At 55.1% G+C, this 26892-nt stretch carries 20 protein-coding genes; 9 read left to right on the top strand and 11 right to left on the bottom strand.

Annotation, left to right across the window (positions count from 1 at the left end; all coding sequences use genetic code 11):
• Positions 1-54: 54 nt before the first annotated feature.
• The 8 genes from RID21_RS13055 (at position 55) to RID21_RS13020 (ending at position 10716) form a co-directional block, all read left to right on the top strand.
• A complete protein-coding gene (locus RID21_RS13055) occupies positions 55-1416 on the top strand; it encodes an ABC transporter permease (RefSeq protein WP_350189474.1) in 1362 nt (453 codons plus the stop codon).
• A gap of 446 nt (positions 1417-1862) precedes the next feature.
• Positions 1863-2579 carry a hypothetical protein gene (locus RID21_RS13050; protein ID WP_350189472.1) on the top strand — a complete coding sequence of 239 codons (717 nt, stop codon included), beginning with the start codon at positions 1863-1865 and terminating at the stop codon, positions 2577-2579.
• Between the two features lie 137 nt (positions 2580-2716).
• Entirely contained in the window at positions 2717-3634 is a 918-nt protein-coding gene (locus tag RID21_RS13045) for a hypothetical protein (protein WP_350189470.1), read from the top strand.
• Between the two features lie 64 nt (positions 3635-3698).
• On the top strand, positions 3699-4904 hold the full coding sequence (locus RID21_RS13040; protein ID WP_350189468.1) for a C2HC5-type zinc finger protein: 1206 nt from the start codon (positions 3699-3701) through the stop codon (positions 4902-4904).
• Positions 4905-4996: 92 nt separating this feature from the next.
• Positions 4997-6184, top strand: a complete 1188-nt coding sequence (locus RID21_RS13035; protein WP_350189466.1) for a hypothetical protein — start codon at positions 4997-4999, stop codon at positions 6182-6184.
• Between the two features lie 126 nt (positions 6185-6310).
• Positions 6311-7300 carry a phosphoglycerate dehydrogenase gene (locus RID21_RS13030; RefSeq protein WP_350189464.1) on the top strand — a complete coding sequence of 330 codons (990 nt, stop codon included), beginning with the start codon at positions 6311-6313 and terminating at the stop codon, positions 7298-7300.
• Between the two features lie 58 nt (positions 7301-7358).
• On the top strand, positions 7359-9242 hold the full coding sequence (locus tag RID21_RS13025) for a hypothetical protein (RefSeq protein ID WP_350189462.1): 1884 nt from the start codon (positions 7359-7361) through the stop codon (positions 9240-9242).
• Positions 9243-9429: 187 nt separating this feature from the next.
• Positions 9430-10716 (top strand): Gfo/Idh/MocA family protein, encoded by a 1287-nt coding sequence (locus RID21_RS13020; protein WP_350189460.1) that lies wholly within the window; start codon positions 9430-9432, stop codon positions 10714-10716.
• Positions 10717-10868: 152 nt separating this feature from the next.
• Here RID21_RS13020 and RID21_RS13015 read toward each other — a convergent pair whose 3' ends face one another.
• The 4 genes from RID21_RS13015 to RID21_RS13000 all read right to left on the bottom strand — a co-directional run bounded on the left by RID21_RS13015 (position 10869) and on the right by RID21_RS13000 (position 15846).
• Positions 10869-11177, bottom strand: coding sequence for a hypothetical protein (locus RID21_RS13015; RefSeq protein WP_350189458.1), 309 nt, complete (start codon positions 11175-11177; stop codon positions 10869-10871).
• Between the two features lie 155 nt (positions 11178-11332).
• Positions 11333-12337, bottom strand: a complete 1005-nt coding sequence (locus RID21_RS13010) for a DUF1559 domain-containing protein (RefSeq protein WP_350189456.1) — start codon at positions 12335-12337, stop codon at positions 11333-11335.
• Positions 12338-12685: 348 nt separating this feature from the next.
• Positions 12686-14464 carry a CRTAC1 family protein gene (locus tag RID21_RS13005; protein WP_350189454.1) on the bottom strand — a complete coding sequence of 593 codons (1779 nt, stop codon included), beginning with the start codon at positions 14462-14464 and terminating at the stop codon, positions 12686-12688.
• A complete protein-coding gene (locus RID21_RS13000; RefSeq protein WP_350189452.1) occupies positions 14461-15846 on the bottom strand; it encodes a tetratricopeptide repeat protein in 1386 nt (461 codons plus the stop codon). The genes RID21_RS13005 and RID21_RS13000 overlap by 4 nt, the downstream gene beginning before the upstream one ends.
• 422 nt (positions 15847-16268) lie before the next feature.
• On the opposite strand from RID21_RS13000, the gene RID21_RS12995 reads away from it, so the two are divergent.
• Positions 16269-17411 (top strand): metallophosphoesterase family protein, encoded by a 1143-nt coding sequence (locus tag RID21_RS12995; protein WP_350189450.1) that lies wholly within the window; start codon positions 16269-16271, stop codon positions 17409-17411.
• A 52-nt stretch (positions 17412-17463) separates the two neighbouring features.
• On the opposite strand, the gene RID21_RS12990 is transcribed toward RID21_RS12995, so the two are convergent.
• From RID21_RS12990 to RID21_RS12960, 7 genes are all read right to left on the bottom strand, one after another.
• Positions 17464-17673, bottom strand: a complete 210-nt coding sequence (locus RID21_RS12990) for a hypothetical protein (RefSeq protein WP_145035879.1) — start codon at positions 17671-17673, stop codon at positions 17464-17466.
• A gap of 199 nt (positions 17674-17872) precedes the next feature.
• Positions 17873-19891 carry a transglutaminase domain-containing protein gene (locus tag RID21_RS12985; protein WP_350189448.1) on the bottom strand — a complete coding sequence of 673 codons (2019 nt, stop codon included), beginning with the start codon at positions 19889-19891 and terminating at the stop codon, positions 17873-17875.
• Positions 19888-21225, bottom strand: coding sequence for a DUF58 domain-containing protein (locus RID21_RS12980; RefSeq protein WP_350189446.1), 1338 nt, complete (start codon positions 21223-21225; stop codon positions 19888-19890). Before RID21_RS12980 ends, RID21_RS12985 begins: the two co-directional genes overlap by 4 nt.
• Before the next feature lie 88 nt (positions 21226-21313).
• The gene (locus RID21_RS12975; RefSeq protein ID WP_350189444.1) at positions 21314-22276 is read right to left on the bottom strand and encodes an AAA family ATPase; all 963 of its coding nucleotides are present in this window, start codon (positions 22274-22276) and stop codon (positions 21314-21316) included.
• Positions 22277-22539: 263 nt separating this feature from the next.
• The gene (locus tag RID21_RS12970; protein ID WP_502892616.1) at positions 22540-24018 is read right to left on the bottom strand and encodes a sulfatase; all 1479 of its coding nucleotides are present in this window, start codon (positions 24016-24018) and stop codon (positions 22540-22542) included.
• Between the two features lie 34 nt (positions 24019-24052).
• On the bottom strand, positions 24053-25465 hold the full coding sequence (locus tag RID21_RS12965) for a sigma-54-dependent transcriptional regulator (RefSeq protein ID WP_350189440.1): 1413 nt from the start codon (positions 25463-25465) through the stop codon (positions 24053-24055).
• Positions 25440-26858: a sensor histidine kinase gene (locus tag RID21_RS12960; RefSeq protein WP_350189438.1), complete on the bottom strand. Its 1419-nt coding sequence runs from the start codon at positions 26856-26858 to the stop codon at positions 25440-25442. Before RID21_RS12960 ends, RID21_RS12965 begins: the two co-directional genes overlap by 26 nt.
• Positions 26859-26892: the final 34 nt, after the last annotated feature.

Genomic DNA, 26892 nt, shown 5'->3' with positions numbered 1-26892 from the left:
TTTTTCGTTTCTTATTTTCTTCTCAGCGAACCGACTACAAAGTAGATTCTCATTATGAATACACTGACCATCGCCTGGAAAAGCATCAAACAACGTCGCCTCGCCTCTGCACTGACGGCCCTCAGCGTGGCCCTGGGTGTGACGCTGATGATCTCCGTTCTGGTCATCAACGGCGTCATCGACAAGATGTTCAACCAGACCGCCAGCGGCTACGACCTCATCATCGGCCCCAAGGGCAGCCCGCTGCAGCTGGTGTTGAATACCGTCTTCCGCGTCGGTGCCCCGATTGAGAATCTCCCCTACCGCTACTACGAAGAACTGAAAAAAGATCCCCGTATCGAAGAAGCCATCCCCTTCGCGATCGGCGATGTCACCGAGGAAGGCGGCTTTCCAATTGTCGGCACCATACCGCGTTACTTCGCTCTGGAGTACATCCCGGGGCGGCACTTCCGCATTAATAAGGATGGCAAGTTCCTGCCCGGCACCTGGGATGCCGTCATAGGTTCTGCCGTCGCGAAACAAAACAACTGGAAAATGGGAGATGAATTCCAGTTGATTCACGGCTCCGCGGAGAGTGGTCACGTCCACGATGAAAAATTCAAGATCGTCGGCATCCTCGCACCAACGGGCACGCCGAACGACCGCACCGTCTTCGTCAATCTGCGCGGGTTCTACCAGGTATCCGGTCACGAAAAACCGCTGGAAGAAGCACTCCGCCGCGAAGCCGAATTCTTCGGTGAAAAAATCGACGAAGCCGAACTGCAGAAAATCCTCAAGGAAAACGCCGGCCACGATCATCATGATCACAGCGGTCATGACCATGGACACGATCACGGGCACGAAGTTCCCGACGCGCAGAAAGAGGTTACTGCGATTCTGGTCCAGATGAAAGGCGATCGCCTCCGCGGCTTTTCCACCATCAAACTGCAGTCCGAACTCAAAGAAGGTAACAAGGCCCAGGCTGTCAATCCAATTCAGCAGATCAGCTGGCTGATGATCAACATCGTAGGCAACGTACGCACGATGCTCATCATTCTGACGAGCCTGATCATCGTCGTCTCCGGCGTCAGTATTTTTGTCAGCATCTACAACTCAATGGCCGACCGCAAACGGGAGATCGCCATCATGCGGGCCCTGGGTGCCGGCCGCACCGCAGTCTTCACCATCATTCTCAGCGAGTCCGTTCTGCTCTGCCTGGGGGGAGGCATCCTGGGTATCCTGCTCGGACACGGCCTGGTCTTCGCCGCCGCCCCGATCATCGAGGCCCGCAGCGGACTGCTGATCAATCCGTTCGCTTTCAGCTCAGTCGAACTGATCCTGCTGCCGGTATTGGTCGTCCTGGCCTCACTGGTCGGCTTCATCCCCGCGATGACCGCCTACCGCACCGACGTCGCCAGCACTTTGAGTGATACCTGATCGTCCGCTTGAACCGGTCTCCTATTCGGTGGTTTTACGATAAGGGAACAGCAACAAGCGTTTCGCCATAAACCGTTTTGAAATAGGCACTTGCGATGCATGTTTTCCTGACGGGACCCGCTTTAAATTAAGATTGATAAAAATTCAACGGAAATCCATTCCATTCCGTATATACTATTATAAAGGACTGGTGTCAGGGAGCATTCTGCCTGTCGCTCAGCAAGGGATCTAAAGAGCCAGGCTCACTTTACCCGGAACTTCAGAATTTTCTGACCGGTTCTGGATGATTTCAGGGATGTTCTCATCCCCCCTCCCTGATATGATAGTAAAAAATCCAGACCCCGTTCTGAACATCAGCCAGTTGTTCTGGCCGGGCAACCTGTGATTCTGCGATAATTAACTGTATTCCCTGTTTATTTCTGCTGAATTTTGAAAGGCCTTGCAAGATGTCGCAAGTTCTTGATGGCTCCAATCACTCGCTGCAAAGTTCCTTCGAAGGTCAGGATGAGTTTTCCTACAAGCCGGTTCCCCCGACTGCTGTCGTGGGCCTGGTACTGGGACTGCTCTCCTTTATCGCCCTGTTCGGGATCATCGGACTGGGTGTGGCCGTGTTCGGTATCGTGGTCTCGCTGATCAGTATGTTCAATATCCGCCGGGCAGGCGGTGAACTGGGCGGCAAAATGGTAGCCCGTTCCGGTCTCATGCTGTCGACCTTCTTCCTGGTCACCGGCATCAGCTATCAGTCCTTCGTCTATGCACACGAAGTTCCCGAAGGCTACCAGCGCATCAACTTCGCGACCGACATTTCAACCAAAGAATTCGTCCAGAAGGATGGCGTGACCAGCGTCAATCCCGACGTACTCAAAATGGACAAGCAGAAAGTCTTCGTCAAAGGCTACATGTACCCCACACGCCAGACCGAAGACCTGCAGTCTTTCATTCTGGTTAAAGATAACGGCCAGTGCTGCTTCGGCGGCCAGCCCGACGTAAAAGATATGATCCTGGTCGAAATGCAGGGTAAGAATCGAGCCGACTTCTATTCCGGTCTCGTTTCCGTTGCCGGTGAATTCGTCGCAGAAGCCCCGACCCAGGCCGGTGAATTACGTCCGGTCTACCAGCTGAAGGGGACCCACTTCGAACAGGCTCGTACTTCCTACAGATAATCGACCAGACAACCACACAGAGACACCCGCCTGAAAACACCGGAGACCCAGACCAACGCGTTCATTACCACGTTACGAATTTGAATGGCTCAGGTTGATTCACAGTCTGAGCCATTATCAACTTTATCCAGAAGTTGGTGCAACCACCCGATCATCAGGAGTTTGATCACGTGCAGGCCCACCACAATCCCACCCGATACTCACCAGTCAGTCTGATAATCCTCACCCTCTGCAGCCTCACCTTCTGGGGAGTCGGCTGCAATTCATCAGACCAGACCGAGTACCGTCAGTACAGCGAACAGATTGATGCCAAATCGCCCGAGCAGAAAGACGCGGCTGTGAAGCAGCCGGAACAGGTCGCCGCAACGGTTCCAGAGCAATCGGAGCCGGTAGAACCCGAACCGGAAACCATCACCCAGACCTCCGCAGTCAAATCGGCTGAACCGATGCCGCTGGAGAACGGGACCAAAGCCAAACCGGCCCCCACGGAAACCACCGCCGCCGTCGATGCCACCGACGACTTCCTCCCCCTGATCGCGCAGCGTCCCGATCCGAGCCTCCGGGCACTCACTCCGGAAGAAGAACAGCAGCAGACGGCGAAAAAGGAACCACGGGAAGTCAAGATTCTGGTCAAAAACAAATCATTCCGACACGTCGCGCCCAATGATGCCCTGCAGGTCAGCTACGATGACATCGACCTGCTCAAAGTCATGAATATGGAACCCGTCACTCCCGAAGCCCCCGAGCTGATGCCTCAGTGGTTGAAGGATCTGAACGGCAAACGAATTCGTATTCGCGGTTTCATGTATCCCCCGTTCCAGCAGACCGGCAATGAGTATTTCCTCCTCGCGCGGGATAACCAGATCTGTTGCTTCGGCAAGAACCCGAAAATCTACGACCTGTTCCCCGTGCTCCTCAAGGACGGCGTCACAACTGACTACATTCTGAACCGCCCCTTCGACGTGGTCGGCGTCTTCCACATCAAGGCTGAAACCATCGACGGAGAACTGGAGCGGATCTACTTGATTGACGACGCCATCGTCATCGATCAATAATAAATGCTTACGGAAACAAAACACGTTTTACAAAATTGTTAACTAACGCCACGAGGTCTGGCTCATGAATCGTCTGAGAAACTTCTTTCAACATCGCATCCTGAAACAACGCACCGTCATGGGATTGCTCTGCGGACTGATCCTGCTGGCCCAGGTACCTGTGGCCCAGGCCTGTCCCTTCTGCTCCGCTCCCTCGCTGACCCTGACCGAGCAACTGTCTCAGTCGGACGTCGCCGTGCTGGTCCAATGGATCGAAGCCGAGAAAGGGGACCTCGAAAAAGCGGGTAAAACCGTCTTCGAAGTCAAAGAGATCATCCGCCAGTCAGACAAGGACAAACTCAAAGTCGGCGATAAAATCACCATCAATCGCCATCGTCCCGGCAAAAAAGGCAACCTGTTCATGCTGCTGGGCACCAAAGGCGCAGAAGTCGACTGGGGCGACCCGATCGAAGTCACCGAAACCAGCTACCACTACGTCTCCCAGGCACCACCGCCAGAAGAAAAAACATCCAAGCGGCTGCGTTACTTCCTGAAGTTCCTGGAATTCCCGGACCAGATGATCTCGAACGACGCCTATGCCGAATTCGCCAACGCCCCTTACGAAGATATCGCCACGCTGTCCAAAGACATGCCCCGCGAAAAAATCCGCAAGTGGCTCTCCGATCCCGAAACACCCGTCACCCGCATCGGTCTCTACGGACTGCTGATGGGACTCTGCGGACAGGGTGAAGATGTGGAGTTCATGGAAAAGAAAATCAATGAACCCACCAAAGACTTCCGCCTGGGGATCGACGGCGTCATCTCCGGCTACCTGCTGCTCACCGGGTCGGACGGACTCGACAAAATCGATGAATCCAAGTTTGTCCCCAAGGATGTCGCCTTCAGCGAAACCTATGCTGCCATGCAGGCCCTGCGTTTCATGTGGACCTACGGCGACGGACGCATCAGTAAAGAACGTCTGCGGAAATCGATGCGACTGCTCCTCGAGCGTCCCGAACTGACCGACCTTGTCGTCGCGGACCTCGCTCGCTGGGATGACTGGAGCGTCATGAACCGCCTGATGGAAATGTACGGCGCCGAAGACTACAACATCCCCTCCATCAAACGGGCCATCGTGCGGTACCTGCTCGTCGCCTCCAAAGGGAAAAACAAAAAAGGTGGCGGCCCTGATGCCGCTACGACCGAAAAAGCCAGGGAACTTCTCGCCAAACTCCGCGAAGAAGATCCCAAGACCGTCAAAAGTGCCGAACGCTTCTTCTTCCTGAAGTAGTTCGCACTCATATGCTGACGACGTTCCTGCAGTCGCGCTCAACAGCAGGAACTGACCGAGACTAACCGACATTTTTACCAGAAGGAACTGGTATGACCGACTGGAATCGAATCCGACCCTGCCATGGATGGCCTGGGCTGTTCTGCTGCCTGCTGATCACACTGCTGTCCACAAAACTCGCAGCCTGTCCGTTCTGCCCCGGGGCTTCTGTCCCGTTGACCGAAAAACTCACACACGCCCACACCGCCTGTCTGGTCCGCTGGGTCGAAGGCGATACCGGCACCATCGAGAAGCCGGGACACACGGTCTTCAAAGTGCTGAAGGTCATTAAACAGTCGCAGGGCACTCAGTACGAAAAAGGTTCGCTGATCACGGTCAACCACTATCACTTCAGCAAGCCCGGCGGCCCGTTCCTGCTCACCGGCACTCACGGCCCCAAGCCCCTCTGGGAAAACCCGACGGCCATCACCCCTGCCAGCTATGCGTATGTCATGCAGGCGCCCTCGCTGCAGAAACCGACCACCGAAAGGCTGCAGTACTTTCTGAAGTTCCTCGAACACCAGGATATGATCATCGCCAACGATGCCTTTGCGGAATTCGCTAACGCCCCCTTTGAAGACATCGCCCCGCTGACCCCACAACTCCCCCGCGAAAAGCTGCACTACTGGTTGAGCAGCAAATCCACGCCCGCCCCCCGCCTCGGCTTATACGGACTCATGCTGGGACTCTGCGGAAATGAAGATGACATCGACTTCATGGAAGATAAAATCAACGTCCAGGCACAGGGGCTCCGCTCAGGCATCGGCGGCCTGATGTCAGGCTACCTGATGCTCACCGGCAGCGAAGGACTCGACCACCTGGAGCGATCCAAGTTCCAGCAGAAGAATACATCACCCAATGAACTCTTCGCCGCCCGCGAAGCGGTCTCATTCATGTGGACTTACGGTAAGGGGCGTTATCAGATTCCCCCCGAACGCCTGCGACAATCCATGCGGATGCTGCTCAATCGCCCGGAACTGGCTGACCTCGTCATTGCCGACCTCGCGCGCTGGCAGGACTGGACCGTTATGGATCGACTCGTCTCCCTCTATGACGCCAAAGGCTACGACTACAAAGGCATCCGCCAGGCCATCATCCGCTACCTGCTGGTCGCCTCCCGCTATTCCGATCCCTCGGACGGCGGTCCCGACGCCACAACCGCCGCCCGGGCCCGAAAATACCTGACTCTCATCCGCGATCGAGACCCCCAACTCGTCAAACGGGCCGAACGCTTTTATTAAATACCGACACTTCGCGGGCCTTCCGTTTTTTCCTTCCGGCTGACTGTCAGCCAACCCCGGGATTCGCTAGAGTAACACTACCGGTTACTCATTCCCGAAACCTGTATTAGAAGAAGAAACGGAAACATGCCTCGCGTCATCTGTACCGCTAAAATGTGTGAATTCGGTCCGCACTTTGAAATCCTTCAGGCTGCAGGATTCGAGGTGGACACCGTCCCGACTGACGTGGATCTCCGCAAAGAACCCCATCGCGTCGTCGAACAGGTACAGGGCTACGATGCCGTGCTGGCCGGTGCAGAAATCTATTCCCGCGAAGTGCTCGCACAACTGCCCGATCTGAGAATCGTCTCCCGCTATGGAGTCGGCTTCGACGCCGTCGATCTGGCAGCCGCTGACGATCTGGACATCGCGGTCACCATCACCCCGGGAGTGAATCATCACTCGGTCGCCGAACAGGCTTTCGCGCTGCTGATGGGCGTCGCCCGACTCACCCGCTCCCAGGACCAGGCTGTCCGACGCGGTGAATGGGAACGGGCTCTGACTCCCCGCGTCTGGGGCAGCACCATCGGAATCGTCGGCCTCGGTCGCATCGGTCAGGCAGTCGCAACCCGCGCGATCGGCATGGGCATGAAAGTCCTTGCGTACGATCCATTCCCCAACAAACAGTTTGTTGACAGTCACGCGGTCACCATGGTCAGCATCGACGAACTGCTGGCCCAGTCGGACTACGTCACGCTGCACCTTCCCGTCACCCCCGAAACTGTCGACCTGATCAACAAGGACTCGCTGGCCAAAATGAAACAAGGCTCGGTCCTCATCAACACTGCCCGCGGCGGCCTCGTCGACGAAGACGCCCTCATTGAAGCCCTGCAGTCGGGACATCTCCGCGCCGCCGGTCTCGATGTCTTCAAAAAAGAACCATTGCCTGTTGAAAGTCCCCTGATCAAGCTGGACAATGTACTGTTGAGCTGTCACATCGGCGGACTGGACCAGGAATCGCACCGCGATGCTTACGCGATGGCGGCTCACAACATTGTGAAACTGTATCAGGGCGAGTGGCCGGAAGAGTGTGTGGTCAACCTGAAACAGACCCCCGACTGGAAATGGACTCGCTGATCCCGTCATAGATCCCAGCGAACTGACTCCGGTCCTTGAGAAACTGGACGATTGCAACATGACAGCCCCTCATTCCAGTTTTTTGAAAATCAGCCCACGCATCTCCGTGCTGCCCCTCATTCACGGCAGTGGCGACTTCGCGATCGAAGTCCGTCGAGTGATGCTCAACAACGATTTTGACTGCCTCGCCGTTCCGCTGCCCGCCTCGTTTCAGGAAGATGTCGAGCGGGCCATTACCTTTCTCCCCAGTATCACCGCGGTCCTGCAGGAAGAGCCCCCCATCTCCGGAGCACCACCCTGGGAGCAGGACGAGGACGACGAAGACAACCAGAAGATGTACAGCTACGTGCCCATTGATCCCTGCCAGGGGGTCATCGCCGCACTCCGCATCGCGATGATGGAACACATCGACCGGCACTTCATCGATCTGGAAACGCAGCGTTTCGAGAGTATGTCCGCCGTCCTCCCGGATCCCTATGCACTGAAGAAGGTGCCCATCGAAAAGTTTTCCGCCGCCGTCCTGCCCGCGCTCAGCAAACTGCCCGCAGGACAACCCCTCGACCGCTGCACAATGATGGCACACCGCCTGCGGGAACTGGAGAAAAAATACAAATCGATCCTGCTGGTCTGCTCGCTGTCTGACTGGCCCTGGATTCACGACGCCTACATCGATCAACTGCCCCTCGAAGTCGAGGACGAAGAGGTCAACGAGACATCCATTTATACCGCCGACACCGAAACGCTGCTGTTCATGCTGGGAGAACTCCCTTACATCACGGGACTCTATGAAGCCGCCCGTTCTGAACTGGAAGATGATGAAAACCTCTCGGTCGACGGCATCAAGGAACTCGCACTCACCGCCCGGGACCGTTACAAAGTCGAACTCAAATCCCGGGGACGCAAGATTACCCCCAAGCTGCTCTCGGTCTATTTTCGCTACGTGCGGAATCTCTCGCTCATCGAACGTCGCATGACTCCCGACCTGTATACGCTGGTCAAAGCCGCCCAGCAGGTCGCCGGCGATCAGTATGCGATCCAGATCGCAGAAACAGCCCGCGAATACCCGTTCGTACACTTACTCCCGTTCGAAACACTCCGTTTCGGCATCGAACAGGCCCAGCTCCCTGACGGCACCACTGTCGAACTCAGCAACCGCCTGCCCGGCAATCCCATCTCCTGGCGCAGCTGTCAGTTGGTTCCCCGGCCTCCCAAACCGCAGCAGAACGAATGGGAAATGAAATGGAATCCCTATAAGCAGTGCAGCTGGCCACCGGAAGATGTCGCCATCGAAAAGTTCCGCACCAGCGTCAAAGACCACGCCTTGAACCTGCTCGGCGTCGATCTGGCCCGGACCGAAAAATTCACGACCAGTATGAAAGATGGTCTCGATCTCCGCGAAACCCTCCGCAACTGGCACACCGGTGAGATCCACGTCAAAGTGCTCCCCCCCAGCCGCGGCCGGCTCGATTGCGTGATCATGCTCTTTGACTCACCTGCGGACCCGCGCGACTATCCCTATCGCCTCACCTGGCATGCAGAACACCAGGACGAATCGACGCTGGCCTTCTTCGCTACCGACTACCGTCAGGAAATGGTCGGCCCGGGAATCGGCGTCTCCACCTACGGAGGCGCGATGTTCCTCTTTCCACCCCGACCGGTGTATGACATCTGGAATGAAGTCAATTTCGACTTCGTCGATACCCTCGAAGAACGACTGCTCGTCGCTGCCTGCCATTACAGTGAAGAATCGCATATTGCCCTGCTCAGCGAATCGCCGCCGGGCATCGGCTGGAAGCGCCTCGCCAAACGCTACCAGAAAAAACTGATCCACGTCCCCTTGGGCCGCTTCAGCCAGGAAACCATCCAGCAGCTTCGTATGTTCCATGTCCTCAACGGGCAGGAAGTCCGCAGTTACGCCGCTCATTACATTCGCAAAGCCTGATGCGTTCCACCGCACTCTGACGGTAAACCGCGACAGCACAAGAGATTGTTAGCTTTTTTAAGAAATAGGCCGCTGCGCGATTTTTACTGTGTTATTTGGCCTGAAATGCGACTAGAATACAGTTTGTCATATTAACATCCTGCCTTTAGCATACCGCTTTTAAGTCTATTCTACGGAGAAAGAGATTATGTCCGATTCCGTCAATCGTCGTACTTTCCTGGGACAGACTGCCGCAGCTGCCACCGCTGCCGGCATCACCGCCCCGGCGATTCTGTCCGCCGCCAACAAAGCCCCCAGTGAGAAAGTTACCATCGGCATCATGGGGATGCAGCGTGGTCTGGCCCTGGCGAAAACCTTCGGTGCCCTGGATGGGGTCGAAATCAAGTACGTCTGTGATACGGATGACACCCGTGCCGGCAAAGCAGCCCAGACAGTGGAAAAAGCCACGAAAAAGAAGCCACAGGCCATCGGTGATTTCCGCAAAATCCTCGACGACAAAGACGTGGATGCTCTGATCGTCGCTGCTCCCAACCACTGGCATGCTCCCGGTACTATTCTCGGCTGTTCAGCCGGCAAGCACGTCTACGTTGAAAAGCCCTGCTGCCACAACCCCAAAGAAGGGGAAATGATGGTTGAGGCTGCTCGCAAAAACAAACGAGCCGTCCAGATGGGAAGCCAGCGTCGCAGCAGTGAATCCATTCAGGAAGGGATTCAGCAGCTCAAAGAAGGTATCATCGGCGATGTTCACCTGGCCCGCGCCTACTACTGGAGTGCCCGCGGTTCCATCGGCAAAGGGAAACCGGCGGCTGTGCCTCCCGAACTGAACTACGATCTCTGGCAGGGACCAGCGCCCCGTCAGAAGTACGTGGACAACCTGATTCACTACAACTGGCACTGGTTCTGGAAATACGGTAACGGCGAACTGGGGAACAACGGCGTACACTCGCTCGACCTCTGTCGCTGGGGCCTGGGTGCAGAAATTCCTAACCGCGTGGTTTCCAGCGGTGGTCGTTACTTCTACAGCGACGATCAGCAGACTCCCGACACGCATGTCGTCGCTTTTGAATTCGATGGCGGCAAGCAGATCACCTGGCAGGGAACCAGCTGTAACCGTCACAAGAATGATTTCGTGATCTTCTTCGGCAGCAAAGGGAACCTGATCCTCGGTACCTCCGGTGGTTACACGGTTCTGGATGCCAAAGATAAGGAAGTCAAGAAAGTTGACGGCAACCAGGGCATGAGCGAACATGCTCAGAACTTTGTGGATGCCATCCGCAATAACGAGCCGCTGAACCTCAACGCTGAAATCGAAATCGGCAACAAGAGTACCCTGCTCTGCCATCTCGGTAACATCGCCCACCGCACCGGACGTACCCTGCAGTGCGATACGACCAACGGGCACATCGTTGATGATAAAGAAGCCATGACCTTCTGGGGACGCGAATACGAACCCGGTTGGGAACCCAAAGTTTAGTCTGATTTAGTCAGACAGTTCATACCCGGGGAGTCGACAGCTTGTCGACTCCCTTTTTTTATGGACGGCTTCAAGAAACTGCGTACGTAAAAAAACCTTCGCCCCATTGAGCCGAAGGTTTTTCTATGTATTAGGTCTGAAGCGACCGGCGTTTAAAGCTTGTCTGCCAGTTTTTTCGCAGCAGCTTTGATCTGGCTCGGACTCTTCAGAGATCCCAGCTTCTCTGCTTCTTCTGCCAGTTCCGGTTTGCCCGCTTCTTTAAGACTTTCCGGAATGCCATAAAAGGCGCTGTTGATCTCACCTGATTGCGCGATATCGTTCAAAGTCGATTTCACTGCAGACAGATCATGAGTCGGTGGCGTTTCCTGATTGGCAGGTGTTGTTTCCCCCGTTCCCTCGCCTCCGCCACAGCCCGTAAAAAGTAAACTCAGCGCAAGACAGAGTGGCGCCAACTTAGACATGGTGAGTACCTTTCTCTAAATGATTAATTTCTTTTCTCTAAATGATTAATTTCTAATGACATGTCACGCCTGATTATACTGAAAAAAAACAGCCCGGCAACAAACATTGCCGGGCTGTTCTGTTCGTTAACACGATACGACTTCAGTGAGTCAGACTACTCGTTGATACTGACAGCGGCACCATCAGCGATCGCGCCCAGTTGCTGCCATTTCTGTAAGTCGATGTTCTCAGAGACAAAGTGTACTGAGCCATCGGCCATCAGAGCATGCACACCACCGGTGTGACGGCTACGGGCCGCCTGTGCTGCAGGAGCATCACCACCTGCATGACCACCGTTGCCGGTACTGCAGTCCGGATTAGGCGAGTTCGGCGTGTTCCAGGTGTTAAACCAGCACTCGTCTGCCCGCATCCAGCGAGATCCACGATGTGTATAGAAAGCAGTAGGATTACTACAAGCAGTTCCATGCGTGTCTAATTGTGACTTCGTCGGGAAAGTCGTCTGTCTTGAGTTGAAGCTCGTTCCAACCGATCTTGCCACATCGCCGTTAATATTAAATGTGGAGCTGTTAGCAGTACCTACTATCCGTTCACTCATCGCAACCACATTCGAAGTTCCATCCAGAATATCAGCAACTCGTGTAATGAGTTCGTAGCGAGAAAAACCTACCTGATATCCCAGGTCAGGATCCCAACCCATACAAGGACCTGCCGACATGTAATAGTTTAAATGCCCTTCACCATAGTTGATGTACCTTGGATCAGAAGGACAACGGAAAACGCCAATTCCCGCATTGCGGTTGTTGGTATTGGGGGACTCTTCACAAGACTGGCTGAAATCAAACTGGTTGTAAATGTTGGCCTGATCCAGGAAGGGGAGCAGCATCGCCTGCTGGCTGAAACCGGTCCAGGGTCGAATAGCCCCACCACTGCCTTCGTGGTACGCAGCCAGGGTCAGCTGACCAAAACAGCCATGGGTTTCATGGTAATTGTGCAGAGCCAGCCCGAACTGTTTCAGGTTGTTCTTACACTGCGACCGACGGGCGGCCTCACGCGCCTGCTGCACCGCGGGAAGCAGCAAGGCAATTAAAATGGCAATAATAGCGATCACGACGAGCAACTCAATCAGCGTGAATGCGCGTCTTCTCTGGAAGACTCTCATCGACACTCTCCTGCAGAAAAATAGAAAAAATGAGCACTTTAAAAAACAATAACTGGCAACATGAGCTATCCAGACGTAAGACAGAGGTCTGGTGTGCCAGGGACATCAAGTCCGGGGGGCGCTAAAGGCCTCCCCAATAATCTATTCTATATTTTCTTCAATATAAAACAATCTCTTCATACTGATGTATCGACCAAACACGCTGTTTTTGTACGAAGTTTGATTTACTTAACTTATTTAAAATTTCTGACTTACGTACACACCGTTCAGTGTGTACCAGCCTGTTACTGACAGCGGAGAGTCGAGCCGACACGAGCTATTCTGGACATTCAGCACCAATTTAACTGATCAGGGAGTCGGCTCAAGAATGAGGTTAACCTCGCGCTGATTCACGGTTTTCAGCGTCTGTTCAACCCCAGAGGGCCAGTAAATAGCTAAACTGTCTACACTTACGCCCTCAGGCACTCCCCAGTGTACAAGCAGGTCGTTGGCAGACAAATAACTGCCCCCCCCCTTGACCTGTCTGACCTGATCGCCGGCTGAAGTATGCAGCACCAGCCGTGCTCCAACCGCGTCTCGATTGCTCTGTATACCAATCAGACGCACAGTAACCCAGGAGCCTGCCTCTTCGGTCTCATTTTTGAGAATTGCCGGTGGATCATAAAAATTGGAGATCACGACATCCAGCTTCCCGTCTTGATTTAAATCGGAAACTGCCAGTCCCCGGCCGGTGTGGGCCTGGCCCAGATACGAGTCGCCTGAGAACTCCCGTTGCTGAAATCGTCCGTCCCGATTTTCCAGGTAGAGTGGCTTCTGCCGAAATGGTGAGTGAGTCGAGTAGTACGCGACATGCCCGTTGGCCACCATTACATCTTCATCCCCATCCAGATCGAAGTCCGCACAGGCAGTCCCGAAACCGACAAACAGGGTCCCAATCGAAGTCACTCCCGTATCATTGCTTACGTGCAGAAACTGGGCATCACCGTCATTGCGATACAAAGCAAACGCTTCTTTCTCATAATTCGCCACCCACAGATCAGGCAGACCGTCCTGGTTATAGTCCATGATGTCCACTCCCATGCTTCCATTCGGCGTGGCTCCATCATCGACGGCGGCACCATTGATAATGCCCACCTCCTCCAGCTTCCCTTTCCCGTCATTCAGGTACAGGAAATTCTCGACGGTATCGTTACACACATAGACATCCAGATCCGCATCATTATCCAGATCCGCCAGCAGCACCCCCAGTCCTTTACCCTCGGGGACCAGGCCCGCTTCCTCTGTCGCATCGTAAAAGGTACCGTCCCCTTTACTGTAAAAAACCCTGTCTTTCATTCCCGTGAAAGAATGAGGCGAACAGACATCGGGTACGCCCGGAGTCAGTTCACACGGGGGATGATTCTCGAACGACCAGTCCGCGTACTGCGTCAGATAGAGATCCAGCAGACCGTCACCATTCAGGTCCCCCCAGCCGGCACTCGTTCCCATGAAACAGTCACGCACACCTGCATCCACTGACACCTCTTCAAAGGTTCCGTCTCCCAGGTTCTTCCAGAGCACCGAACCACCATAGCCGGTCACCAGCAGGTCGGAAAAACCATCGTTGTCATAATCGCCCACAGCACAACCATTACTGTAGAACGCCGCCAGATCCAGTCCCGCCGGAATGGTCCGATCTTCAAACCGAAAGTCCCCCGTGTGCCGCAGCAGTACGGAGGGATAACCCTTTGTACTCTTGTTTTCAAACGTCCCACCACCGGGAAAGAACAGATCCGGCTCACCATCGCGATCATAATCAAAGATCGCGGTGCCGCCCCCGATGGTTTCCAGGATCGCCAGCTCTCCCGCTTCACGTCCATTGCGATAAGTAAAGTCCAGCTTCTGCTCCGGCCAGACATCTCGAAACACAGGCGCCACTTCCTCTGCAGAGCTCGATGCCTGCGTTCCTTCTTGGGTGGTTTTCGAACTCGACTTGACCGACTCCGTCTCAGACTGACAACCGGTAAAGAGCATCAGCAATACCAGCATCAGCCAGTAAGATTGGATGCTGGAAACAGGTGTTCTCAGGCTATTGTCGGGGTACGGCTGTCCGGTTTGAAACGGGGTTACGGGCGGCTTGACACTCATGGCTGGCTGGCCTTTTCAGGCTCTTCGACAGGCGTCGCCTGCGCTTTGTTTTCATTGTGGTTTACAGGCACGCCCTGATTCTCTTCCTGTTCAGCCAAAGCCTCTACCTGCGCACGATGCTGTCTGGCCAGTCGTTCGAAGCTGGGGCCACGGAAGAGATTCTGCTCATAATAGTGAGCCAGTTCTGCATGGGCTTCACGATGAGTGGGCTTCAACCGGATGACCGAATTGAGCCAGACAACCCCCTGCTCCTCGGAAACATAATTCAGGTATTTCTTGCCGACCTGAAATCGTAAGTCCGCATCGCCCGGATTCTCTTCCACGACTTTCAACAGATCTGAGATTTCCGCCAGCACTTCGTTGGTCTCCTTGACGACCTGTCCCAATTCGCGTGCTTCTTTCTTGCGGCCCAGTCGGCTGTAGACCTGCACCAGTGAGTTCTTAATTCCCAGGTCCAGGGGATTTGCCTCTGCCGCCGGCTCCAGCCACTTGAGTGCCGCTTCGTAATTCTTCGCCCCCAGTTCCAGCCTGGCCATTTCCAGTTGCGGCTCCGACAGCGCTGCTGCTTTATGATCCCCCAAAGCCTGATAAGCTTTCTGCAGCTCCTCCGGTTCGTTCGCCAGCACCTGTTGCAACAGCGCTTTCGCCTCGGCATTCCGGTTCAACAACCGCAGACAGCGGGCCACTCCCACCTGGGCCGGTCCCGGCTGATCGGCACCCTCAACGGCCCGCTGATAATACTCCAATGCCTGCTCCGTCTTCTTCAACGTCAGGTGGATTCGCCCCAGGCTGTAAGCGGCAGGAGCATATCTGGGGTCCTTATCCAAAACACGCTGATATTCAGTAATTGCTTCATCCCAGGCGAGATTATGCTCAAACATCTTCCCCCGCATAAAATGGGGCAGCGGATCAGCGGGGAAATCTGCTTCCCAGAGCTCCAGGATTTTGAGCGCATCATTGAACTGATAATTCAACAGACAGCTGTTGACGTAGGTCTCACAGATGTCCTGCAGATCCCCCTCGGGAGCCATCAGAACGTCACTGAGATGCATCTGTAGATCGGTATGATCTCCCACCTGTGCTTTCAGCAGCCACTGCTCCTGCTCGAGTGCCGGCGTGAGTCCTGCCAGCTCAAAGTACTTCTGCAACTCAGTATAAGCGGCTTGAACATCATGCGACTTCCGCAGCGCCCGCGCTTTCAGCAGAATCAGCTCCGGGTTATCTACAGCATATCCGTCCGCGGAAGCAATCCACTCCAGGGCCCGCTCCGGATCGCGTGCGACCAGATTTGCTTCCGCCCGCTGCAGACAGAAATCGACCCACAAGCCCTGCCCCCAGAAAGGCGCACTGCCCACGATCCCCAGCAGGATCAGACCGACCACCAGCAGACGTTTCTTTCGCGCCGTTGTCTTCCTGTTTGCCTCAGTTGAATCAGTCGCCTGGGAACGCAATCGAGCACCGCATCTATCGCTTCATCAAAAAAATCGAGGCATCGCCGGGCCTCTGCTGCCTCCGGGAACGTAATTTTAGACCCCTCGTCCCTGTATTTCCTGTCTAAAAGCGGCATTCATCCTTAAAAATGCCAATTCTTCAGCAGGATTCAAGGGCTCAGTACTCTTACGCGAACCGCATCCGCGTCGTTGGATCTCGCGACCGTGATAAATAAACAACTTTAACACCGCCAACACAAAAGATCAGTATTCGCACGTTACAATCAACGCCAACGTGGCATCCCGTTGTATCTCAGCCTACACTGACTTCTAATCCACTTTGAAACGATCCACCTCTCACACGCGAGACTTCCATGAGATTATCCGCATTCCTGCTCACCCTCTGCCTGGTTCCCCTCACGGTCACCGCAGCAGATATTGAACGCATCTGGCTCACCTGTAACAACCATCGCCCCGATCGAATTGTGTTCAACTGGTACAGCGACCAGCCCGGCGACTCCGTGGTGCACTTTGGCGCCACCCCTGATTCCCTGCAGACCATCAGCCAACCGGGCAACGCAAGACTGCATCATGTCGAGATCCCGCTGCCCCAACGGGACACGATCTACCATTACTCGGTCCAGACCGGGAACGAAACATCGTCACTCGCGACATTCAAAGCGTTTCCCACCGATGTCCTGCGCATCGCGGTCGTCGCAGACTGGCAGTCACAACCCGATCTGTCACAGCTGCGAAAAGACGATGTCCATCTGCTGCTCACCGCCGGCGACAACATCCGTAATCTCTGGCAGACCTGTGGACCCGGCAAACCGGAATGCATTGAACCCTACCTGCAGCTCATCGGTAAATACCCGCAACTGTTCCGTTCAACACCTTTCATGCCGGTGCTCGGCAATCATGACCGCGAAGCGCATCCCCGTGGTCAGCAGCCCCCGGCTCACGCCGTCTACGATGTCGAAGCAACCGCGTTCCGCCGCGTCTTCGCGTTACCCGGCGAAGAATGGAAGTGGCATTTCGACCTCCCGGACTTCGATCTGCGGTTGATCGCCCTCGACTTCAACCACACATCCGATTTCGGCACCACCTGGCAGACCTGTCATCCGTTTGGTCATGACTCAGAACAGTATCGCTGGTATGAGCAGCTCACGCAGACCAATCCCGGTCTCACCATAACCCTGTATAACGAGCGCAACGCCACCATGCGGGGTAAGCTCAAGGGAGACTGGCACAAGCTCTTCCAACGGGGGACGCTCTGCGTCACCGGCTTCGGCTATTTCGCCGAGCGGGCCGAGGTGGACGGTCTGACCTGTTACAACACCTCACTCAGTGGCACAGGCACAAAGTACCCGGACCCGCATTCAAAATTCCTCGCCGGACAGGACAGCTACCTGCTGCTCACCTGTGACCGCGCAGCAGGTACCATGAAGGCTGAGCTGAAAAACCTCAAAGGTGATGTGCTCGACCGCCAGATGTTTTCAGCAGCGAAGTCTCAGTAAGCCCGATCAGGCTAACGTATCTGTCGCCGCCTTCAGCCCGCTGACCTGGTTTTTATTTGTCGTTCTCTGTCTGATGAGGAAAGTCCCGCTCCGGAATATGGTCGGGGACAGAGAAGTAGGTATCCTGCCGTGGTGCCGGCTGCCGATTCAGTTTATGCCACTGACTGGGATGAAACGCGTGCGGTAACAGATCGCACCCGGTGGCAAACAGAGACAGGCTCGGAAGAATCACGATGAGGAGTGCTTTTGAGAGAACTTTCATTGAGAGAATCCCGTTTCTGGTAAAGGAAGTGTCAAAGACAGACGCGCATGCAAATACAGGCGAACGCCCGGTCCGTCTTTGAAAACTGAAGTAGTCTTGTGGAAATTGTTTGAGATTTGAGAGATGAGGGGCGGATTCTAGCCCGGAGCTCACAGTCTGCCAACCCCGTTTTCACTGGCAAAATCTGCCGCTTTCCCAGTCAGACAGAGGCTTTCCGACTGCGGATTTCCTGTAGCTGAGATCGCAGTTGGCTGATCTGGTCCTGCAATGACTCATTTTCCGGCATAAACCGGCTGCTGGCATAGGTTTGATACCAGTGGGAGATCTCCTGATTCTGAATCCGACGGGAAAATTGCATCAGAGTTTCCCCAGGTTCACGAACCAGATGTTTACGAGCCAGCAGACGATCCATCTGAGATAAAAGGCGGTGTAACTCCTGAATATATAACGGATTGTCGCGAAACTCCGCACGCGTTTTCAGTTGTCGCAGAACCAGATGCAACACCCATCGCACCAGGAACCACAGCGCCACCCCCCCCACCAGCAGCAGTAAAGGCAACTGGGCTTCCGACATCGCCAGGATCCACTGCCCCTGTTGCAGGGCCATCTTGAGCCGGGTGAACTGTCCCATAAACGATTCCCAGTATTGACGTGCAGAACCAGGTGTTTCGAACTCCGGCTGCCCGGCGAACGGTGTCGATTCCACAGTCACCCAGCCCCGATTTTCATCCCACGCTTCCACCCACGCATGCGCATGACGGCTGCGAGCGACCCAGAACTGATCGTAGGCATTCCGTTCGCGAACCACATACCCCGTAATGTAACGACAGGGCACTCCCGCTAGTCTGAGCAATAGAGCCGTTCCTGAAGCGAAGTATTCACAATGGGCCGCCGGCTTCTCCCGCAGGAAGTAGGTCAACGGGTCTTCTCCATACGGTACGTTAATTCCCAGTTCATACTCATAGTTGTTCTGGAAGTAAGCCTGCACCCGCTGGATCTTCGCCTCGGAAGTCTCACAGCCCGCGAACACATCTTCCGCCAGTTGCTTGATTGCGGGGTCGATCTCATCCGGCAACTGCAACAATCGCTGCAGCGCTGCATCGTGTTCGGGACGCTGTGGCAGCAGCTGGCGGGGATAAAAGACCGAATAAGGAAAGCCACTGGCCATCGTCCGCGAAGTCAGCACTTCCTGGCTGTCGAACTGAATACTGTCAGCGAAGGCATACACGAGCGGCGTATTCAACGGTGCAAAAATATGACCAGAATCCTGGGACCAGACCTGGTACTCAATCCAGTCGGGTGACTTCGCCTGCCCCAATAGGAACCAGGTGCCATCATCGGGAACACTGGCCTGCACCCCCGCCGGTGGCATCGCAATGATCGGAACATTATGACTCCCCACTTCCGAATGCCATTCTGAATTCAGAAACTGGACGAAAGCCCGACCGCGGAAATAGCCCGGCTCATCGGTCGACTTGACCCGTAACCGAATCTGATCGGCTCCCTGGTCAAAGTGAGATGTCATGCTTCCCAGCCGGGAAATGGTCGAGAACCCGGCCCGCGAAGCGATACCGGCTGTGCGGGGTTCAATCAGCCGGTAATACAGCTGATCCAGCTCCCGTTCGTAGCGGTCCATGCCCGTGGCTGTCAGCCAGCCCAGCAGCCAGATCATGGCAAAGAACCCGGCTCGAATGACATAGACCGACCAGAGAGAGCGTTCGGTTTCTCGAGGTTTACGCGCCGCATGTCCGATCTGGAAATAAACGCCCGTCAGCAACGCATAGCTGAAAACCAGCACCTGGTAGTAAAGCCCCTTCGATCCATACACGAGGATATCGCCGGTCAAAATAAATACGATCACCCCCAGCAGCGGAAAGGAGGCTGGCAGAAACGGTTCAAACTGACTGTCGAACAGCTGCCGTAACTGTACCGTCATCACAAACTGTGCCGCCGCGTAGGCCAATGGTGTGCGAATCGCCAGCCGGTCGAGCGTAAAATCATGCTGATAGAGCATGTACTTCACAATAAACAGTACCGCCAGAGCACTGGTAACCCAGAATACCTGCCGTTTGGAAAACGAATAACGCAATACGGAGAAATACGACAACGCCGCCAGCACGATAATGCTGAAGGAGAAAAACAGCGTCTCCGAGAGAATCGAAAACGTCGCGCATTCCAGGCTGAGCATCGTAAAAGCAATCGTCCGCTGCGCATTCATATCGTTTCCACCTTCCCACGGGAGATCTCTTCAGGTGTGAAATGATATGCTTCGCCGAATTCGTCTGCGTTGTAAGGCACCGTTGTCGGACCGTCGTGAATAATAATCGTCTTCAGACTCGCACCGGAATCGAGTACTGCCCGCGCCATCTTTTCCCGCTGATGATCCCAGTCCAGGAACAGGCAGACCGCCGTCGAGACATTCGACAGCTCTTCAAATACCGCAGGCCCAATCGTCTCGAATGGATCGTCGGGACAGCGATCGACGCAGGAGAGAATCTCCAGCACGTTATCAAAATGGGCCGTATGCCGACCGGCTCGAAATACATACAACTCCGGTCCCGCCGCGAACAGGTCGATCAGATACTCACCCCGCGCCAGTGCATCCGCAATCGATGCCGTCAGGCTGATCCCCGCTTCCAGTACGTTCGTCGTCTCCGCGGTGGGGGTTCCCAACCCGGTCCGCTGCCCCAGCGACTTCCACTTTCGCTTCAGCCACGGCTCCGTCGGCATATAGGTATCCAGAATCAGTGCGATGCGACAGTAATATTCTTCCTGGTATTCGCGAACCACCGGTTTACCAAGTCGCGCCCAGGAGCGGAAGTCGAGTCGCCGCGCCGGTTCACCAGGTACATATTCGCGGTTGCCCACATACTCGGGAGATTCCCCCACGTTGGATGTCAACGCAATTCCACCCGGCTGAAACTTGCTCCCCACCGGTAAATCCACACTCGTCAGCTTATGAAATGCCGGCAGCACCAATAGCGATTTCCCCGGCAGTGCGGCACTCCCCGACCGGTTCAGGTGAAAGGGAAACAGTGTGTGCACGCCCAGCTTGGGCAATGCATAAAAGCCCCGCTGCGGTGCATCGATGGTAACAGTCACCTCGGCTGATTCGCCTTTGGGCAGATAATTCAGCGTATCATCCCGGTCGATCTGGGCCAGTGGCTTCTCCAGCCAACGGAAAGCGACCGCCATATCATACACGGGCAGCCAGCCCCGATTCGTCACCGTGAAGTGTCCCACCGCTGGCTGTCCGGCTGTCGTCTGTGATGGGAAGTCCCCCTCAAGTTCACAACGGGGACGAAAAAACCAGGAAGCCAGCCCGTCTACCAGGATCAACGCCATCAGGATGCTGAACAGGTTATAAATCGGCACCGACACTGAAATCGTACCAATGCCTGATAGAAAGAAACCGAACAGTAACACCTTCCCGGGATAAGTCACCCGGTAATACCAGTAATGCTTGTGCATCCGCACCAGCAGCAGCCGGTTGGTGAACGAGTCTTTCTTGCGAATCGTGGGCGAATAAGGATCGTATTCCGAGACGTGCATAACGGATTCAACATGACTGGACTGCCATCGCAGGAATCAGCAACACTCCCGCTCCGGCAGAGGAATACTCTGGTAACGTGTTTCCCGGTTAGTTTGGAACTTTCACTTTGCTGACAATATCGGACACCACATCCATTTTGGTGATACTGCTGTATTTTGCTTTCGATGTCAGAATCAGACGATGCGCCAGCACATAGTCTGCCATCTGCTGCACATCATCCGGCAGCACGTAGGTTCTCGATTTCAGATAGGCAACCGCCTGGGACGCCCGAAACAGCATCAAAGAACCACGGGGGCTCACGCCCAGCTTCAACCGCGGATCGTTTCTCGTCGCCTGGACCAGGTCAATCATGTAGCGGGCGACACTCTGATCAACGTGCACCGTTTTGACCTGCTCCTGCATCTGAACCACCTCTTCGTGGTTCAACACCCGCTCCAGATGATCGACCGGGTGCTCTGTCGACTGGGCGAACAGGATCTCCATTTCATTTTCCGCATCCGGGTATCCCAGCTGCAGATGAATCAGAAAGCGGTCCAGCTGCGCTTCCGGCAGTGGATAGGTCCCGTGGAAATCAACGGGGTTCTGCGTCGCCAATACAAAGAACGGGGAAGGCAGTTCATACCGCACGCCTTCAATCGTCGCCTGCGATTCGCTCATCGCTTCCAGCAGCGCGGACTGCGTACGGGGCGATGCCCGGTTAATTTCATCAGCCAGCAGAATATTACAGAAGATCGGTCCCTGCCGAAAATGAAAGGTGCCGTCTACCGGGTTATAGATTGAGGATCCCAGGATATCGGTCGGCAGCAGGTCGGGCGTAAACTGCACACGATTGAAGGGAACATCCAGCGAACGGGCCAGTGCTTTGGCCAGCGTTGTCTTTCCAGTCCCGGGCACATCTTCCATCAGCACCGAACCGTTGGAAAGCAGCGCGACCATCATCATGTCGATGCTCTCAGATTTGCCCCGGATCACGCCGCTCAGATTGTCTCTCAACAGGTTTAACTTCTGAACGTATTTTTCGCTCTGTTCCGGCAGCGTGGACTGTGCCATACGACTATCTCAATCATCATTAGAGTTTGATCGGGGAAATGCAGAATTCAACGGAGACATCGAAAAGTAGATGCGATATCACTGACGTCGGGTGACAGCTCGATTATAGCAGATCCGAGGGAAATAAAAGGACTACATATCAAGAATTCCCAACCAGTTCGGTCAAATTTGAATTTTTCATGAACCCCTTATCAAACAGTTACAATACAGGATACCGCGCCTCACTATGGCCCCGCTCAGGCGCGGTTCCCTCTCCAATGTTTTTATCTTTCGGGACGCCAGGGCTCCGGTCCCCCGGGCTTCGCCTGTAGAAACTTCGCATCCGTTTCGGTGTACCACTGATGTAATCGACGACGCATCTGCTTCACGCGTTCCGGCTCTGCCGCTGCCAGATCCTGTTTCTCGCCCACATCAGTTTTCAGATTGTAAAGGTGAGCCTGTCCATCCTCAAAACGCTCGATCAGTTTCCAGTCATCCATCCGGATTGCACCACCGGGAATCCCACCCTGATTGGAATAATGCGGGTAATGCCAGAACAACGCTTCACGGTTCAGTGACTTCTCACCCTGCAACAATGGTTTCAGACTCACACCATCCAGATGCTGTTCCGGCTTCATAGGCAACCCGGCCAGATCCAGAATTGTCGGATAGAAGTCGGTAGTAATGACGGGTTCGTCACAGGTACTTCCTGGTTGCGTACCTCCCGGCCAGCGGATCAGAAAGACCTCGCGAATCCCTCCTTCATACAACCAGCCCTTACCGCCCCGCAGAGGCAGATTGGAAGTCGGAGACCCTTCCGAGGTACTCAGGCCCCCGTTATCGGCTGTCAGCATCACCACGGTATTGTCCGCCACGCCGGATGCTTCCAGCTGCTGCAGCACTTTCCCCACGGCCCGGTCCATTGATTCCACCATTGCCGCATACACGGCATGTTTCTGTAGAATTCGCACCTTTCGCTTCTCATCTGTGGGGAAGACCTGTTCCTCGTCAGCAAATTCGACTTTGCCTTCCAGCCCCAGTCGCTGCGCCTTCTCTTTGTATTTCTTGACCAGTGCATTCGGTCCCATCAACGGGGTATGCACCGAATAGAAAGCAAGGTACGCAAAGAACGGCTGCTCGCGATGCGCGTCGATAAACTCCGCTGTCTCCGTCGCCAGGCGATCGGGCAGATGCTCGCCATCCGGACCGTCACTCAAACGTGGATTACCATAAGGCGAGAAGTATCGCTTGCCTCCATAAGGACCACCGCGCGACCAGCCTCCCTTGTTAACATCAAAACCCTGCTTCTCCGGCCAGAACTCTTCACTCGGTCCCAGATGCCACTTCCCTGCAAAGAATGTGGAGTACCCATGCTCCTTGAGTGCTTCGGCGATTGTCACTTCATCCAGAGGCATCCGGTCATTGAGGGGAGCCGGCAGAAACTTACCCGCGCGTTTCCCGGAAAAGAAATTTGTCGCATCTACGCGAGTCGGATATTTTCCGGTCATGATGCTGTATCGCGTGGGACTGCAGACCGGGTTCGCAGCGTAACCATTGGTGAACCGCATGCCGGACTTCGCCAGCCGGTTAATGTGTGGCGTTTCGTAAAAGGTGTCCGGGTTATTGCAGCCCACATCCATGTAGCCCAGATCGTCCACCAGAATAAAGACGAAGTTGAGCGGTTTGGATTTCTCGGCAGCCCTCAGTTGCAAACCGGGACCAGCCACTAAGATCAAAGCCAGCAGAATCAGGGAGCGCGTCATCAGTCTCATGCAGGTTCACCTCTGGATTTCAGTGTCAGCTGTTTTCAATGTCGTATTGTTTCAGTTTCTTACTCAGGGTAGTCCGATGCAAGCCCAGACAGCGGGCCGCGGGCGCACATTGCCCATGAAATTTCTCCAAAGCCACTTCCATCACCGGCGGCTCAACCAGGGTGAGCAGTTTCTCATAAATCCCGGCCGCAGATTCCGGATCTCGCAACTGCTGTTCGGCCCACTGCTTGAGCAACTCGTTGATCTCCGCATCCGACCCGACTTGAGACTCCTCCAGCCCCAGAAAGGACTGCGATACCGGTGCAGGCAGATCTTCGGGAAGTATTGTTCCGCCCCGCGCCCGTAAGGCTGCGTGTTCAATTGCATTGCGTAACTCGCGCACATTACCATACCAGGGACGACGTTCCAGTTCGGTAATCGTCTCTGCGGTGAGCCGATGCTGCATCCCCGTCTGCCGATCCACAAAGCGTTCCAGAAAGAACTCGGCCAGCAGACGAATATCTCCCACCCGCTTCCGCAGGGGGGGAATGTCGATCTCAAACGTACACAGGCGGAAATAAAGATCGTGACGGAACTTGCCCCGCTTGATCAGCGATTCCAGGTTCCGATGCGAAGCGGTGATCACGCGGAAATTCGTCTTCACGCGCTGCGTCGAACCCACGGGCAGTACTTCGCCTTCTTCCAGGGCCCGCAGCAGTTTGATCTGAATCGACAGCGGAATGTCAGCCACCTCATCCAGGAACAGCGTACCTCCGTTGGCCTGTTCCAGAAAACCCATCCGCCCCGACTCCGCGCCGGTAAACGCACCCGGCACATGACCGAACAGTTCACTCTCCGCCAGGCTCTCACTGAGCGAAGCAATATTCACGGCGACAAACGGTCCCGAAGCACGATCGCTGAAACGGTGAATCGCCTGCGCCGCCACTTCCTTACCGGTCCCGCTTTCTCCTGTGAGCATCACACTCGCATCCGAAGCCGCCACCAGCGCGATTGATTTGAAGACCTGCTGCATCTCAGGTGTTGAACCCACGAGCCCTTCCAGCTGCCGCGGTTCACCCGGTTGCAGCTCCTCACGTCCCGCTTCCTTGACCGCTTTCTCCAGTACCTGTTCCATCTGAGCCAGATCAAATGGTTTTACGATATAGTCAAACGCTCCGTTTCGCACCGCTTCCACAGCGGTCTGCAGATCACCATAAGCGGTAATCACGATCACCGGCACCGGACCAATCCGCTCGTAAAGTCCCTGCATCGCCGTCAGCCCATCCATCCCGGGCAGGCGCACATCCATCACCACCACATCGGGGCGGTCTTTCTCTGCCAGGCTCAATGCCTGTTCGGCTGTTGAAGCCATCATCACCTCGTGGCCGTGGCTTTCGCCCAACTGACTCAGCCCCCAGCAGATGGATTCTTCATCATCTACGATCAATAGTTTCGACACACGCTTTCTCCGACTGCACCAGCGGCAACTCGACCATGAAACAGGTACGCTCCTCGCGCCGTTCCCAGCGGATCTCGCCGCCGTGATTCTGCACGATCTCTCTGGCCACAAATAAACCCAGGCCGGTCCCGTCACGCTTGGCGGTCACCAGCGGTTCAAACATTTTATTCACGATCGACGACTCCGGTCCGGGGCCCGTATCAGACACTTCCAAAGTAACAGACTCTTCCCCCGTTGGGAATAACCTGACGCAAACCTCTCCCGAGATGCCCTGCGCTTCCTGCACAGCAACCGCAGCCTCGATCGCATTCAGCGCCAGATTGGAAATCAACTGCTCCAGCGATTCCGCGTCTCCTTCCACCACGAGAGGCTCGGAACCGGTTTCGTCCTTCAAAGCGATGCCCACATGCCGCGCCGTCGGTTCCACCAGACTGACAACCCGCGCCACCAGCTCATTCAGACTGACCGGTTCAAAACTGGAGAAGTGCCCCCCCTTGTTCTCCAGAAAGCTCTGCAGGTATTGCTCGATCATGCACAGCTGACGGTTTGCAACCTGCAGCGTTTCGTCCTCCTGGTACTCGGATGATTTGCGGAGATACAGATCCAGCGCAATCCGGCAACCGGTCACCGCATTCCGCAGCTGGTGAGCAATCGCCCCCCGCAACTGCCCCAGCGTTTTCAGCCGCTCACTCCGTTTGACTTCGTCTTCGTAATCTCCCAGCAGTTCCGCCATTTGATTGATCGAAGTACTCAAGTCGCGAATTTCATCATCGCGTTCCGGCAGCATCATCGGCTGGAAATCTCCCCGGGCAATCTGTACCACTTTACGGTCCAGGCGCTGTAAGGGTCGTGTCACCCGGGCAGCGATCACCGTTGCCAGAATCGCAACCACAATCAGCGCAAGACTCCCGGCGATCAACGACGGATATACGGCGTTCGCAATCGCCTCACGATACTGCCGAACCGGATAATAAATATGCAGGTAACGTACACCTTCACCGGGTATTCGGGGTTGCAGTTTCACTACGGAATGAAAAAAGGGAGCATCCCCGGCTTCGATCACGTCCGAAATCTGTAGCTCATCCCAGCTGGGAGGCGTCCCCTGTATAGGAGCGGGAGTAAAGTCAGGACGCGTGGACGACAGCACCTGGTCTTCCGCCCCCACAAGAACAAAGTCGGCTCCCGACAATCCTTTCGTCTGGTTTAACACTGCCACGGTCAACGGAAACGTGGCATCGTTCAACGTATGCGCAATCTGCCGAAACTGATCCCGCACCTGTACCTTGATCTGATGCGTCGCCAGCCAGGCATGCAATAAAGTCACACCCACAATCGCGCACACCATGATGCCGACCATCGGAATCAAAATCTGGTACCGTAACGGCCAGCGCATAACGGGAACTTTCCTGCACATGAATAATCAGAGA

This window comes from Gimesia sp. (assembly GCF_040219335.1).
In the GTDB taxonomy this organism is placed as follows: Bacteria; Planctomycetota; Planctomycetia; order Planctomycetales; family Planctomycetaceae; genus Gimesia.
This window is presented reverse-complemented; position numbering and strand designations above follow the sequence as displayed.

What these genes read in the sequence shown, in the direction of transcription:
- RID21_RS12975 (WP_350189444.1), bottom strand. Translation starts at nt 22,276, where the DNA reads ATGGCACAGTCCACGCTGCCGGAACAGAGCGAAAAATACGTTCAGAAG.
- RID21_RS13035 (WP_350189466.1), top strand. Translation starts at nt 4,997, where the DNA reads ATGACCGACTGGAATCGAATCCGACCCTGCCATGGATGGCCTGGGCTG.
- RID21_RS12995 (WP_350189450.1), top strand. Translation starts at nt 16,269, where the DNA reads ATGAGATTATCCGCATTCCTGCTCACCCTCTGCCTGGTTCCCCTCACG.
- RID21_RS12990 (WP_145035879.1), bottom strand. Translation starts at nt 17,673, where the DNA reads ATGAAAGTTCTCTCAAAAGCACTCCTCATCGTGATTCTTCCGAGCCTG.
- RID21_RS12970 (WP_502892616.1), bottom strand. Translation starts at nt 24,018, where the DNA reads ATGACGCGCTCCCTGATTCTGCTGGCTTTGATCTTAGTGGCTGGTCCC.
- RID21_RS13040 (WP_350189468.1), top strand. Translation starts at nt 3,699, where the DNA reads ATGAATCGTCTGAGAAACTTCTTTCAACATCGCATCCTGAAACAACGC.
- RID21_RS13025 (WP_350189462.1), top strand. Translation starts at nt 7,359, where the DNA reads ATGACAGCCCCTCATTCCAGTTTTTTGAAAATCAGCCCACGCATCTCC.
- RID21_RS13055 (WP_350189474.1), top strand. Translation starts at nt 55, where the DNA reads ATGAATACACTGACCATCGCCTGGAAAAGCATCAAACAACGTCGCCTC.
- RID21_RS13030 (WP_350189464.1), top strand. Translation starts at nt 6,311, where the DNA reads ATGCCTCGCGTCATCTGTACCGCTAAAATGTGTGAATTCGGTCCGCAC.
- RID21_RS13010 (WP_350189456.1), bottom strand. Translation starts at nt 12,337, where the DNA reads ATGAGAGTCTTCCAGAGAAGACGCGCATTCACGCTGATTGAGTTGCTC.
- RID21_RS13020 (WP_350189460.1), top strand. Translation starts at nt 9,430, where the DNA reads ATGTCCGATTCCGTCAATCGTCGTACTTTCCTGGGACAGACTGCCGCA.
- RID21_RS13015 (WP_350189458.1), bottom strand. Translation starts at nt 11,177, where the DNA reads ATGTCTAAGTTGGCGCCACTCTGTCTTGCGCTGAGTTTACTTTTTACG.
- RID21_RS13005 (WP_350189454.1), bottom strand. Translation starts at nt 14,464, where the DNA reads ATGAGTGTCAAGCCGCCCGTAACCCCGTTTCAAACCGGACAGCCGTAC.
- RID21_RS13050 (WP_350189472.1), top strand. Translation starts at nt 1,863, where the DNA reads ATGTCGCAAGTTCTTGATGGCTCCAATCACTCGCTGCAAAGTTCCTTC.
- RID21_RS12985 (WP_350189448.1), bottom strand. Translation starts at nt 19,891, where the DNA reads ATGAATGCGCAGCGGACGATTGCTTTTACGATGCTCAGCCTGGAATGC.
- RID21_RS12980 (WP_350189446.1), bottom strand. Translation starts at nt 21,225, where the DNA reads ATGCACGTCTCGGAATACGATCCTTATTCGCCCACGATTCGCAAGAAA.
- RID21_RS12960 (WP_350189438.1), bottom strand. Translation starts at nt 26,858, where the DNA reads ATGCGCTGGCCGTTACGGTACCAGATTTTGATTCCGATGGTCGGCATC.